The sequence below is a fragment of the Janthinobacterium sp. FT14W genome, assembly GCF_009208755.1.
Taxonomy (GTDB): domain Bacteria; phylum Pseudomonadota; class Gammaproteobacteria; order Burkholderiales; family Burkholderiaceae_D; genus Janthinobacterium; species Janthinobacterium violaceinigrum.
On sequence record NZ_WFLL01000191.1, the window covers coordinates 1 to 244 of the forward strand.

The window sequence follows — 244 nt, forward strand, 5'->3', positions numbered from 1 at the left end:
GAGTATTTAGCCTTGGAGGATGGTCCCCCCATATTCAGACAGGATGTCACGTGTCCCGCCCTACTTGTCGTACGCTTAGTACCACCGGTCCGATTTCACATACGGGGCTATCACCCACTATGGCTCCCATTTCCAGAGGATTCTGTTATCGGTCCGACTATCACGTACAGGCTCTTCCCATTTCGCTCGCCGCTACTTTGGGAATCTCGGTTGATTTCTTTTCCTGCAGCTACTTAGATGTTTC

1 rRNA gene is annotated in these 244 nt (G+C 50.8%); it reads right to left on the reverse strand.

The window, feature by feature from the left end:
• Positions 1–244: ribosomal RNA gene (locus GCN74_RS28575) — 23S ribosomal RNA — on the reverse strand; the annotation flags it as partial.